This is a genomic window from Moorena bouillonii PNG, assembly GCF_001942495.1.
GTDB lineage: Bacteria > Cyanobacteriota > Cyanobacteriia > Cyanobacteriales > Coleofasciculaceae > Moorena > Moorena bouillonii.
The window spans coordinates 3,926,132-3,938,664 of the sequence record NZ_MKZS01000001.1 but is presented as its reverse complement, the minus strand read 5'-3'; the positions used below and the strand labels follow the sequence as shown (position 1 = coordinate 3,938,664).

General features: G+C 44.7%; 11 protein-coding genes. 7 read left to right on the top strand and 4 right to left on the bottom strand.

What is annotated here, in order from left to right; all coding sequences use genetic code 11:
* Positions 1 to 5: 5 nt before the first annotated feature.
* Positions 6 to 1,085 carry a photosystem II q(b) protein gene (gene psbA, locus BJP37_RS16150; RefSeq protein WP_070393396.1) on the top strand — a complete coding sequence of 360 codons (1,080 nt, stop codon included), beginning with the start codon at positions 6 to 8 and terminating at the stop codon, positions 1,083 to 1,085.
* Between the two features lie 155 nt (positions 1,086 to 1,240).
* On the opposite strand, the gene BJP37_RS16145 is transcribed toward psbA, so the two are convergent.
* Together BJP37_RS16145 and BJP37_RS39310 are read right to left on the bottom strand one after the other, a co-directional pair.
* On the bottom strand, positions 1,241 to 3,175 hold the full coding sequence (locus BJP37_RS16145; RefSeq protein ID WP_229415330.1) for an iron uptake porin: 1,935 nt from the start codon (positions 3,173 to 3,175) through the stop codon (positions 1,241 to 1,243).
* Between the two features lie 522 nt (positions 3,176 to 3,697).
* Entirely contained in the window at positions 3,698 to 3,838 is a 141-nt protein-coding gene (locus BJP37_RS39310) for a hypothetical protein (protein WP_158069611.1), read from the bottom strand.
* Positions 3,839 to 4,146: 308 nt separating this feature from the next.
* On the opposite strand from BJP37_RS39310, the gene BJP37_RS16140 reads away from it, so the two are divergent.
* The 6 genes from BJP37_RS16140 (at position 4,147) to BJP37_RS43580 (ending at position 9,876) form a co-directional block, all read left to right on the top strand.
* Complete coding sequence (locus BJP37_RS16140; protein ID WP_075900261.1) at positions 4,147 to 4,563, top strand: element excision factor XisH family protein; 417 nt, start codon at positions 4,147 to 4,149, stop codon at positions 4,561 to 4,563.
* Positions 4,551 to 4,886, top strand: coding sequence for a XisI protein (locus tag BJP37_RS16135; RefSeq protein WP_075900259.1), 336 nt, complete (start codon positions 4,551 to 4,553; stop codon positions 4,884 to 4,886). Before BJP37_RS16140 ends, BJP37_RS16135 begins: the two co-directional genes overlap by 13 nt.
* An 88-nt stretch (positions 4,887 to 4,974) precedes the next feature.
* The gene (locus BJP37_RS16130; RefSeq protein ID WP_075900257.1) at positions 4,975 to 6,264 is read left to right on the top strand and encodes an AAA-like domain-containing protein; all 1,290 of its coding nucleotides are present in this window, start codon (positions 4,975 to 4,977) and stop codon (positions 6,262 to 6,264) included.
* On the top strand, positions 6,261 to 9,440 hold the full coding sequence (locus BJP37_RS16125) for a CHAT domain-containing protein (RefSeq protein WP_075900255.1): 3,180 nt from the start codon (positions 6,261 to 6,263) through the stop codon (positions 9,438 to 9,440). Before BJP37_RS16130 ends, BJP37_RS16125 begins: the two co-directional genes overlap by 4 nt.
* 147 nt (positions 9,441 to 9,587) lie before the next feature.
* Positions 9,588 to 9,737, top strand: a complete 150-nt coding sequence (locus BJP37_RS16120; protein WP_075900253.1) for a type II toxin-antitoxin system HicB family antitoxin — start codon at positions 9,588 to 9,590, stop codon at positions 9,735 to 9,737.
* A 16-nt stretch (positions 9,738 to 9,753) separates the two neighbouring features.
* Positions 9,754 to 9,876 carry a hypothetical protein gene (locus tag BJP37_RS43580; protein WP_269087007.1) on the top strand — a complete coding sequence of 41 codons (123 nt, stop codon included), beginning with the start codon at positions 9,754 to 9,756 and terminating at the stop codon, positions 9,874 to 9,876.
* A 173-nt stretch (positions 9,877 to 10,049) separates the two neighbouring features.
* On the opposite strand, the gene BJP37_RS16115 is transcribed toward BJP37_RS43580, so the two are convergent.
* Both BJP37_RS16115 and BJP37_RS16110 read right to left on the bottom strand, forming a co-directional pair.
* Positions 10,050 to 10,649, bottom strand: a complete 600-nt coding sequence (locus tag BJP37_RS16115) for a PAS domain-containing protein (protein WP_158069610.1) — start codon at positions 10,647 to 10,649, stop codon at positions 10,050 to 10,052.
* Positions 10,650 to 11,050: 401 nt separating this feature from the next.
* Positions 11,051 to 12,250: a HEAT repeat domain-containing protein gene (locus BJP37_RS16110; RefSeq protein WP_075900249.1), complete on the bottom strand. Its 1,200-nt coding sequence runs from the start codon at positions 12,248 to 12,250 to the stop codon at positions 11,051 to 11,053.
* Between the last annotated feature and the right edge of the window lie 283 nt (positions 12,251 to 12,533).

Sequence of the window (12,533 nt, the reverse complement as noted above, 5' to 3'; positions counted from 1 at the left end):
AGAACATGACTACTGTATTACAGCAGAGCAACACCTCTGTGTGGTCTCAGTTCTGCAATTGGGTCACCTCTACCAACAACCGCCTCTATGTAGGTTGGTTTGGTGTATTAATGATCCCAACCCTGCTAGCTGCTACCACCTGCTTCATCATTGCATTCATCGCTGCTCCTCCTGTGGACATCGATGGTATCCGCGAGCCCGTTGCTGGTTCTCTGATGTACGGAAACAACATCATCTCTGGTGCTGTTGTTCCTTCTTCTAACGCCATTGGCTTACACTTCTACCCAATCTGGGAAGCTGCTTCATTAGATGAGTGGCTCTACAACGGTGGTCCTTACCAGTTGGTAGTGTTCCACTTCCTGATTGGTGTATTTGCCTACATGGGTCGTGAGTGGGAACTGAGCTACCGCTTAGGTATGCGTCCTTGGATCTGCGTCGCTTACAGCGCACCGGTTGCAGCTGCTAGCGCCGTGTTCCTGATCTACCCAATCGGACAAGGTTCTTTCTCCGATGGTATGCCTCTAGGTATCAGCGGAACCTTCAACTTCATGTTCGTGTTCCAAGCTGAGCACAACATCCTGATGCACCCCTTCCACATGCTAGGTGTAGCCGGTGTATTCGGTGGTTCTTTGTTCAGTGCAATGCACGGTTCTTTGGTAACCTCCTCCTTAGTACGTGAGACTACTGAAACTGAGTCTCAGAACTATGGTTACAAGTTCGGTCAAGAGGAAGAAACTTACAACATCGTTGCAGCTCACGGCTACTTCGGTCGTTTAATCTTCCAATACGCTTCCTTCAACAACAGCCGTTCCTTGCACTTCTTCTTGGGTGCATGGCCTGTAATCGGCATCTGGTTTACTGCGCTGGGCATCAGCACCATGGCATTTAACCTGAATGGCTTCAACTTCAACCAGAGCATCATTGACTCACAAGGTCACGTGATCAACACCTGGGCTGATGTACTAAACCGCGCCAACCTAGGTTTCGAGGTAATGCACGAGCGTAACGCTCACAACTTCCCTCTAGACCTAGCTGCGGCTGAAGCTACTCCAGTAGCTTTGACTGCTCCAGCAATCAACGGTTAATCTCAACTTGGCTTAATCTGCTAAGTTAAAAAAAAGCGCTCTCTTTTTGGGGAGCGCTTTTTTGTTTTTGACAACCTGCTCAAAACATCCATTACTGAGCTTTCATCCCGACGCTCACCAACCATGTATAGAGCGCCGGACGTCGAACCTAAAAATTAAAAGGTGAAAGTAGTTCTGAGGGTACCGATGACCACATCATCGTTGTCAGAACTTTGGTTAGGATTCAAAAGCCAAACTACACCAGGAGTGACCGAGATGTTGTTGTTGAGTTTGTACTTATAGAACGCTGAAACCTGGTAAGCAAAATCATTGTCAAAGTTACTGTTGCCATCATCTAAATCCAGTCCTCTGAGGGTTGGTGCCGCACCACCAAAAATTCCGGCGAGATTACCTTTTTTGCCCAAATCGGGGAAAGCGATACCAGCAGCAAAGTTCCAAATTTCCGCATCACCCAAGCCAATCAACTCAGCATCGGTGTAGCCTGCCCAGCCATTGAGTACGATGTTGGGGGTAAGTCTCAAAGAGGTCTGAACACCGAAAGAGTTACTTTCCACTTTTGCACTATCAAAGTCAACCGTGCCTAAACTGGTAGCATTCCCCAAGGCTGCTGGATTGAGATTAGCCAGGGCCGTGCCAGTACCCCCTAGAATTAAACGGGGTCGTCCATCAGCATTATCTTCGTAACCCCGAATGTAGGTGAATCCAACTTTGAAATCACTACCATAAACCAACTGAGCGATCGCAGAAAAGTTGCCATTGAATAGACCCTGGCCTTCTTGAGGATTGCTAGCGGTGTTGGAGATGTAACCTAAATCAATCCGAACATCCTTGATCGGCTTGATGGCAAGAGCAGCCCCAGCACCGAATGGCCCAATCCGATAGATGGGATTACGTTCAGCAAAACGGGTAATAGCATTAGAACCACCAGCACGACCTTCAAAGAAAGGGTTGACGGTATCTGCGTAATAGTGATGCAGTGCTCGGTTAGCCAACAGTTGAACCGTTACTTTATCCCCGAGGGGGAAGCGGTAGCGCAAGATATCAATAATAACGTCATTACCACTTGGTCCATCGTAGGTAAAGCGACCTTCTTGAGTTCCGGCCAGTTCACCACCAGCCCCTGTGATCAAGGTTGGGGCATCCCCAGCCTGGAGACGGGTTTGGAGCATGTCCTTACCGGTAAAGCTGGTTAAGAAGTTGAGACGAGTCCGGTTATGAAAAACAGTCTGAACATCATCAGCATCCCCTCCAAAGGCATCAGCTAGAGCAAAGATCACCTCACCCTTGAGTTTAGTGGTAGTGGAAAACTGATGGTCTTCTAAGAAGGCTACTCGTCCTTCTAGGTTATCTACTCGTGCCCCTAGGGTAGCCAGTTCTGTTTCAAACTCCTGTACTAACCGTTGTAGACTTTCTAAGTCCTCACGGGTGATAAAATCTCCAGTAACGCCCCCCAGTAAACGCTCAATCTGGTTCAAACAGGAATTCAAACCAGCAGCAAATTCGTAGCGAGTCAAGGCTCGGTTACCTCGGAAGGTAGCATTAGGATAACCAGCAATACAGCCGTAGCGTTCTACCAAAGAGCGTAATGCTTCATAAGCCCAATCTCCAGGGGAAACGTCTCTGAGTTGAGACACATTAGTGACTTGTTCCATAGAGTCATCCTCTACAGTCTGTCCACTCAGTTGAGAAACACCAGTCACCGGTCCCATCAAGTCATCCTCTGCAGTTTCCTCGTCACCGTATGAGGTGACTGAATCACTAGCAGAATTACCAATAGTAGAATTACTGATAATAGAATTATTGATAGTAGAATTACTGAGCTCCACCGTATCCCCAGTAGAGGCATCAGCCACTAATGGCAGATCAGAGGGAAGAACGGACTGAGTTAGGGAGGTGACGTCAGGGAGTGCTTCTACCGTCAGTGCTTCTACTGTAGTGGTAGGGTTGACAGCGGATTCTTGAGAGATTGTCTCTTCTGGCAAAGCTTCCTCAGTTGCTGCTACTGCTGAGGATGAAATCAATAGAGTTGCCCCAACAAACAAGGTGGGCGACTTTAGCACAGAGAGCCACAAATTTTTTGATCTGTTCACAGGGTTTCCTCACACACAATCAGGGTTTTGATAGGTGCGCTTTCCGCATCTAATTATTAAATTTGCCACGGGTCGCACCTCTGGATAAAGTCAACAGGACTACCGTCTCTTTTTAGGTATGTCACTAATTTATGACAAATTGATGACAATATGGCACACAGAGATAACAGATCAGGAAATACCAGCTTCAAAATTATGGTAGTTCTTCTGCTCATCTGCCGATCCCGTCATGGTTGTTTGTCCTGACTTAGTCTCATTTGAGCCCTTTTTGATCAGTTGTTGATCAAGGGATAGTTTAAGAGACGATTAACTTTACCGATTTAAGAATTACCTTGGATGGAGGTTTTGTTTGTATTTTTTAATACAAAAAATTTAGGCTTGATGGGATTAAAGCATATTAATTATGCAATTATGACAATAATTTCCGATATTAAATCGGTTTTAACCCCTGGAATCCAAATTTTTGATATATTATAAAAATTTATTTTAATTAATACTATTATAAGTAACAATAAACAATTATCAAATTGGGGAATCGGGAATCGGGAATCGGGAATCGGGAAACAGACTCAGGTGTGGGGTCTGGGTTTGGGGAGTAACTGGCGTGGCCATTGCCAATGCGATCGCATTAGCCAAGGGAACCGGGAATAGGCAAGCTAGCAACAGGGAATAGAGAAACAGGCGGAAGTGAGTTATGCGTGAGTTGTACTTGAGTTGGGCTAACTCACAAGCAAAGAGGGCTTACGCCCTCTGATTTTTGGTCAATATAAAAATTGAATATAGTTTGGCTAGTATACTTAGAGTGTACCACTTTTTTTGAGCGAGGGATTAAGTGGAGAGCTAAGTAATGACATTTATCAGCCCCAAATTTTCTGAGCATAATATGGTAAAATCTCATTTTTATTTACGATAATATAGCACCAACATTAGCTATATATAAAATTACTAACCTCTTATAATCATGCACTTTTATGGCCGCTAAGGACTTTTACCATGAAGTAGTCAAAACAGCTCTCAACAAGGACGGTTGGACTATTACTCATGACCCTCTAGTTCTAGAACTATCATCTGGTCGTCTTGAGGTAGACTTAGGAGCAGAACGTTTAATTGCTGCTCAAAAAGATCAGAGGCGAATTGCTGTAGAGGTCAAGAGTTTTTTAGCAACTTCTACTACCTCAGAATTTCACACGGCACTCGGACAATTTCTGAATTATCGCGTTGTTTTAAAGGTAAAAGAGCCAGGTAGAGTACTTTTTCTAGCCGTACCGAGTAAAGTATATCGCAACTTTTTTCTTGAGGAGCTAGGACAGTTAAGCGTAAAAGAGTACAAGGTAAAACTAGTAGTTTTTGACCCAGACGAGGAGGTAGTTGTACAGTGGAACGATTGAACCAGTATCGGCAATGGATTCAGCAGGTTTTAGATCGACATAAACAGTTTGTACCTTCTTATGGTGAGATTGAACAATTTACAGTTTTTGACCACAACGATGATCATTACTTACTAGTAACAGTTGGCTGGGAAGGTGACCGCCGAGTTTGTGGTTCGTTGATCCATATTGATATTAAAGGAGGAAAAATCTGGATTCAACATGATGGTACTGAGGTGGGTGTAGCCAATGAGCTCGTAGAATTAGGAGTACCTAAGTCAGAAATTGTCATCGGTTATCATGACCCCAATGCACGTAAGTTGACAGAATTTGCCGTAGGATAAAAGGTGAGTTATGCCTGAGTTGTACCTGAGTTGGGCTAAGTCACTAGGAAAGAGCGTTATAGTTTGAGTAGCTCATCTCACCTAGACCATGCCACGCTCACTGAGAGTTCGCCCAGAGTATATTGACCAGGTCAAACTAGCCGTTCAACGCAACGGTTTCCCTCGCCAGAAAGACCTAGCTGACGAGTTATTGATATCTCTATCAACCGTCAATAATTATCTCAATGGCAGACCTGTAGATAACCTGAATTTCAAAGAAATTAGTGAAAAACTGGGGCAAGACTGGAACGCCATAGCATTCTTTGACGAAAATACTAATGATACGTCAGCCCATGGAACAATAAACTCAGAAGTAGTGATCACACACTGCCCTGAAGAAGAATCTTCATTGATTTATGTTCAACGTCCTCCCATTGAACAGTCTTGTTATCAAGCCCTTTTAGGTCCCGGTGCCTTGGTCAGGATTAAAGCCCCTAGGCTGATGGGGAAGACATTGCTGATGGTGAGAATGTTGGATCAGCTTGCCGAGAAGGGCTACCGAAAGGCGTATGTAAATTTTCACTTAGCCCATACCAATGACTTAACCGATGTCGATCGATTGTTCAAGTGGTTTTGTATCAGTGTTGGCCAAACCTTGAAGATTCCGAATCGGTTAAGCGACTATTGGGATGAAGACTTTTCCACCGCTAAAGTGGATTGTACCGAATACTTTGAGAACTATCTTCTGCCTGAAGCTGGCGCTCCCGTGGTTTTATGTCTAGATGAAGTAGACCGAGTTTTTCCCTACCCTGAGGTAGCTTCGGAATTTTTGGGATTGCTGAGGGCGTGGCACGAACGGGGGAAAGTGGAACAGGTCTGGAAACGGTTGCGGTTGGTAGTTGTCCATTCCACAGATGTTTATATCCCCCTCAATATTAATGAATCCCCGTTTAATGTGGGAGTGCCCATTGAATTGCCAGAATTTACCCCCGAACAAGTCCAGGAATTAGCCCGACAACATGGACAGGATTGGAGTGAATCCCTTGTGGAGCAACTGATGGAGATGGTGGGAGGTCATCCTGATCTGGTACAGCAAGCCTTATCTCACTGCCAAATCCATGGTAATGACTCCCTGGCGCAACTGTTGCAAGCCGCTCCTACAGATGCTGGCATCTACGCTAACCACCTCCGACATCTGTGGCGGATGCTGCAACCACACCCAGACTTGGCCAAAGCACTGTTACAGGTGATTGATGCTAACGCTCCTGTGCATCTGGACTTGATAGCAGCCTATAAGTTGTACAGCATGGGGCTAGTGAAAAAGCAGGGCAATCAGGTCAGGCTCAGTTGTAATTTATATCGACAGTATTTTAGAGACCACCTCGGGGAACTGCTATGAGTACAGGAGCCTATCAGGTTGGGGGATGCCTACCACCGGATGCTACTACTTATGTGGTGCGTACCGCTGATGGGGAACTTTATCAGCAGTTGCTGGCTGGAGAGTTTTGCTATGTCTTGAATTCCCGCCAGATGGGGAAGTCTTCCCTGAGAGTGCGAACCATGAAACGGCTGCAAAACCAGGGGGTGGCTTGTGCATCCATTGATATTACGGAATTAGGAACCCAACAGGTTACCCCAGAGAAATGGTATGGCGGCTTAACCAAAACCCTGATTAACCGATTCGGTCTACAAGAGAAATTATCATTTCGCAGCTGGCTCAATGAGCACAAAGATATTCCCCCAGTACAGCTTTTTCGGGAGTTTATCGAAGAGGTATTACTGATCCAAATTGCGGAAAGGATTGTTATTTTTATTGATGAAATTGATAGCGTTCTGCAACTAGCGTTTAAAGATGACTTTTTTGCCCTAATTCGAGCCTGTTATAACAAACGGGCAGAAAATTCTGCCTATAATCGGATCAGTTTTGTGCTGTTGGGGGTGGCGACACCGGGGGATTTAATAGCAGATAAAGACCGCACCCCGTTTAATATTGGCCGAGCTGTTGAGTTACATGGCTTTCAACTCCATGAAGTTGAGCCGTTAGTCAGGGGATTGGAGGGAAATGTCAGCAACCCCCAGGCTGTGATCCAGGAGATAGTAAAGTGGACAGGAGGACAACCGTTTCTTACTCAAAAGCTTTGTCAGTTGGTGGTGAGTTCTGGGTGTTGGGATCCCCCCCAACCCCCCTTAACAAGTTTCGATCCCCCCCAACCCCCCTTAACAAGGGGGGAGAAGGAGAAAGCATGGATTGAGAAGCCCTTGACAAGTTTGGATCCCCCCCAACCCCCCTTAACAAGGGGGGAGATGGAGAAGGAATCGATTGAGAAGCCTTTAACAAGTTTGGATCCCTCCCAACCTCCCTTAACAAGGGGGGAGAGGGAGAAGGAGTGGATTGAGAGGTTAGTGCGATCGCATTTTATAGAGAACTGGGAAGCTACCGATGAACCAGAACACTTGAAGACCATACGCGATCGCATTCTTTGTAATGAGCAACGGGCTGCCTATTTGTTGGAATTGTATCAGCAGGTGTGGCAGCAGGGGGAAGTTGTTGCTAATAACAGTTTTGAAGAGGGGAAGTTACAGTTATCTGGGTTAGTGGTCAAGCACAGACTTGGAACCTCTCCAGTTCTTAAAGTTTATAACCCGATCTACCGTGAAGTCTTTAATCAGGACTGGATTAACCAAGAATTAGCCCAGTTACGTCCCTATTCGGAAGCCTTTAGGGCTTGGGTGGCCTCGGATTGTCAGGATCAGTCACTATTGTTGCGGGGTCAAACTCTAAAGAATGCTCAAGCTTGGGCCAAGGGTAAGAATTTAAGTTATCAGGATCAGCAGTTTCTGGCAGCAAGTGAGAAAAAGCAGATAGAGGAGCAAATCGCTCAAAAGCAACGAGATGCTGAACAAAGACTCCAGCAAGCTTATCAGGAACTTAATTCTGCCAAGAGAGAACGTGACCAGGCAAAGCAAGAAATTCAAAATGTCTCGCAGCTATCTGAGCTAGGTGGAGAACTTCACAGAGCAGATCAGGACTCTGAGGCAGAAAGAGCCTGGAAACAAGCAGCTCTATCCTTTGAGATTCAAGACTATGAACTAAGACAAGCCATGCTGCTGAGCAATATTTCAGTTGCCTATCAGCAACTTGAACAGTTTTATCAGGCAATGAATGCAGTTTCAGAGAGTTTGAAACGATTAGCAAATGCAGATAAGAGAAACTCTCTAGATTACTCAATCATTTTTGCCCAAGCTTTAACTACCAAAGGTCGTTTGCTGGCAGCTCAAGGAGATACTCAAAGAGCATCGTATGCTTACGCCAAAGCTTTTGATACTATCCAATCGTTAGGTAGTGATTTAAGCAGCATAAATCCAGCTATAAAGGTTTATTTTGGAGAGATTGTAGAGAGTGTTTATCAGGAGTTTATCGGGTCACTTTTGGATTGTCAAGAAACTGGCTCTAACCAGCAAACTCTGATAAAAGTCCGTCAGGTTATTGAATCGCTCCATTTGACTCAACTCAATAACTTCCGTGAGATAGTTCCTTTGAATCCTAATCTAATCCAAATTGACCAGATTGATTCCCAAGCAGCAGTCATCTATCCTATTATTTTGGACGACTGCTTGGAAGTAATTCTTCACTTGCCCGGTCAACCATTGCACCGCTACTCAACACCCTTATCTGCAAAAGAAGTTGAGCAAACGCTTAGGGAGATGCAACGAGTATTACGGACGCCAGTGCGCTCTGTGAAATCTTCTGGGAATAAAGTTTACGAATGGCTTATTAAACCAGCAGAAACTGAATTAGCTAAAAGCAGCATCAAGACTCTCGTATTTGTGCCAAATAGTGGGCTAAGAAATATTTCCATGGCAGTTCTCTACGATGGTGAGCAGTATTTAGTAGAAAAATATGCCATTGCTGTCACCCCTGCTTTACAGATACTAGAGCCTCAGCCCCAGAAACAAAGACCTTTAAAAGCTTTGATTGCTGGACTTTCTGAGATGAATGAAGGTTCTGAAGCACACCAAAACTATGGAGGCTTACCCGGTGTTAAGAAGGAGGTAGAACAAATTAGCTCAATGATACCGAATTCAGTCCTACTCAATCAGAGCTTCACTACTACAGCCCTAGAAAACGCACTTAACTCCTCTTCCTTCCCTGTAGTTCACTTGGCAACCAATGGAGAGTTTTCTTCAGAAGATACATTTATATTGGCTTGGGACAAAAAAATTACAGCCAAGGAATTTGATGAGTTACTGGGTTCAAGAGAACAGGAAAAATTCGACCCGATTGAATTACTTGTTCTCAGTAGTTGTGAAGGTGCTAAAGGGAATAATCAAACACCTTTTGGATTAGCGGGATTAGCCCTAAGATCTAGAGTACGCAGTATCATCGGCCCTCTGGTGTTTGTTAACGACGAAGCCACTGCTGTGGTTATGGTTCAGTTTTACCAAGAATTCACTCAACGGAACGTTACCAAAGCTGAAGCCCTGCGCCTTGCTCAGTTAAGTATCTTGAAAGACCATAACTACAAACATCCCTATTTATGGGCACCCTTTGTTATAATCGGTGACTGGCGGTAAGGGGCTATGACGTAGCGCGAACAGCCGTCAGCCGTCAGCCGAAGGCCTTTGGCCACGCTACGCGAACAGCCGTCAGCTAAAAGCTCACGCTACTTGAAAAGTCGCAAACCGCTATAAGATATTATTAAATTTAAAAAATATAATTTCATGAAAACATTTACTGCAATTGTTGAGCGAGATTTGGATACCAATCTCTACGTTGGTTATATTCCAGGATTTAAAGGCGCACATTCTCAGGGAGAAACCTTAGACGAATTAAAGGAAAATTTGCGAGAAGTAATTGAAATGCTGCTATAAGATGAAAAGTTAAGTTTTGAAACAGAATTTGTCTGATAGTTACAGGGTTTTTCATACCTATCAGGTACACAGTATTTTTTCCCCATTCCCGATTCCCGATTCCCGATTCCCGATTCCCGCCACACTAATCGGTGCATAGAGGCTAAGGGAAGTTAATTGATTATCGAAAAAGATCGGAATAGCTAGAATCAGCCATCTGTGGTAGTTAATTGATGATCTTAGTCAGGGGTTTGCTCAATTCCAGAGAAACGGTAATGATCAAACTGCATTGTAGAGCCCTGATGTCTTTGACTTCAAGTTTTTTTAGCAGTTCTAGAACCCAGTGACATTAAGTATCAGCCACTGGATACTAACCACATTGCCTTGAGAGTCACAACAGACAGATACAGACATATCAACCGCTACAGGTTTACCTTGCCGTGGACACAACACCACTTGCCAGTCCTTGAGCTGTTGCAATTCCTGGAGCTCGTGGAGTTGGTGCTCGAAGCGATTAGACTCAGCTTCACTGATAAAGCTCATCAGCGGTTTACCGACCAGATAATACTGCTGTACGTTGAGTAGACTAGCCGCTGCATAGTTTGCTTCTTGGATAATTCCTTGAGCATTGGTTACCAGGTAACCCTCCGGAGCCAATTCAAACAAATTATGGTAGTGTTTTTGCTGTGCTTGTAACACAGCGTAAGCCGCTTGCAAAGCCTCATACTTCTCGCTGAGTTCCTCAAGACCCGTAGAGAGTTCCTCTAGAGCAGCATAGAGCAGCTCCGGCTGTAGAGAGGATTGCTTAGTATCTAGTGATTCAAGTTTGAGACACTTTTGAGCTGGAATCTGGTGCTTAGTAAAGTCAAAGCCTGGATTTGTGTTCAGTGAACTCAGAAGTGCTTTGAATACGGGATCTTCGTTTATATTCACTCGTATTTCTCCATCCACAGAGCAAGTCTAGGAACAATTGAGGCTGGACTACTCAACGGCCTTCTGCCAAATCGTCCCCTAGGGTTCGCGAGTGTACTTGATGCTAGCAAATTTTTGTGGCAAAATCGTGAAGCAAACGCCCAGAATTGGCTGCTAAACCACGCTTGCTCCGCAATATCTTTGCTTTTTATTGATTTTTATGTTGTCTCTATGGATGGCTCAGATCGGCTCTCCTCAATTAACGTCCACCTTAGGGATTTGAGTTAAGGGGTAGCCCACTTCTGAATCAAACCATAAGTATAGAGTATAGCACAAAAAAATGCAAGCGTTAGCAACGGTAGGCCCTGAAGGCTTGACGCACCTAGACTAATGGGAATTTACTGGGAATTTACAATCAAAATTTACAATGGGAATTTTTTCAGGGCTGCGATCGCATGCAAGCTCACGGAGTGATCTGAGTCTGCGACCAAGTCTTTGAGTAAGGGTATTGATTCAAATTGAGCTAATTGTCCTAGGGACATAGCTAGAGTTTGTTTGATTTGCTGATCTTCCGTAGCCAGTTGCCCTGATTGACAAAAGTCGATCAAAATCTCAGCCGCTTTGGGTTTCAAATAGTCTGACTCTACCATCCCCAGGACGCTAATGATTTCCCGACAGACTGGTGTGGCTGCCTCCCTCAGCACTGCTTGTAACTGTTGTAGGGAATTGGTAGTAAACTCCCAACTGAAAGCACGGACAATCTCGATTTGTAAACTGATTGGTGTAGCTGGTGACTGGAGTGCCTTAACTAACGCTTGATGGGCGTCCAAGGTAGCTAAACGCCCGAGTGCGATCGCAGCTTGGTGGCAAACCTCCAAATTCAGGTCATAAAGCAATGGTTTAATCCGCTTGACTAGATCTAAATCTGGCAACAGAGTGCGTAGTAACCCTAGACCAATCACCGCTTCTTTCCTCACCGCTGCCACATTATCGCTTAAGGCGTTCAGCAGCACTGGAGTAATTGAAGGTGAGCGAAAATTACTGAGGGTTTCAATAGCAGTAGCCCGTATTTCCCAGCTGGGGTCATTAACCACACTCAGCAATGGCTCAATCACTTCCGGACGGTGAATATGAGCCAGGGCTTGCACTGCCAATAATCTGGCCTCTGGGGATTCTGGGAAACGGCTTAAAGCCGCCACTGCTGAAGTCCCAATGTTGGCCAGTGCTTCAGAAGCCATATAGGCTAACTCTTCATCCTCACCATCCTTCAGCAATTTGACTAGCACCATCACAACTGCCGGGTCATCAAACTGACCTAAGATTCGACCAGCAAACCAACGGACTTCCAAATCTAGTGCTTCATCTTCTAAGATGCTGATTACAGGAGCAATAACAGCTTTCCCCAGTTTTGGTAGCACCTTTACTAAATCCCATTTTTCTTGAAAATCCCCACTCTTGAGCACCTGTAATCCCAGACTCAAGGCTAGGTTAAATTCTTCATCATTTAACCGCTGCTGTGTCTGACCATTTTTCCCTAAGGACAACTGCTGAAGATGGTGAGTTAGTAATGAAAAATTTTCCTGCTGTCCAGCAAGACTGGCTTGTTTTAAAATGTTCAGCATTGTTTAATCGTTGCCTCACGGCAATAAAAAATTAACTGCACCAACCAAATTAAGTGCATTTGACTACTATCTCGATCACAGAGGAGACTGATCCGACGAACAGCTGATTTTCCGACCCGAATATCGGACTCTAATTTAAGCGTTCTCCAACCAAAGCCTAATTATCAAATCGAAAATGTATTACATGCAATAGTTTAATGCATACTATTCATTTTTATAAATTATTTGTAACAAAAGCTACGATGTTTCCCAATTGTGAAACCTATCGTTAGATCTCGATATG

Bases quoted from the DNA above. Each gene is read 5' to 3' on its own strand.
- psbA (WP_070393396.1), top strand. From the start codon at position 6: ATGACTACTGTATTACAGCAGAGCAACACCTCTGTGTGGTCTCAGTTC.
- BJP37_RS16125 (WP_075900255.1), top strand. From the start codon at position 6,261: ATGAGTACAGGAGCCTATCAGGTTGGGGGATGCCTACCACCGGATGCT.
- BJP37_RS16110 (WP_075900249.1), bottom strand. From the start codon at position 12,250: ATGCTGAACATTTTAAAACAAGCCAGTCTTGCTGGACAGCAGGAAAAT.
- BJP37_RS16130 (WP_075900257.1), top strand. From the start codon at position 4,975: ATGCCACGCTCACTGAGAGTTCGCCCAGAGTATATTGACCAGGTCAAA.
- BJP37_RS16120 (WP_075900253.1), top strand. From the start codon at position 9,588: ATGAAAACATTTACTGCAATTGTTGAGCGAGATTTGGATACCAATCTC.
- BJP37_RS16140 (WP_075900261.1), top strand. From the start codon at position 4,147: ATGGCCGCTAAGGACTTTTACCATGAAGTAGTCAAAACAGCTCTCAAC.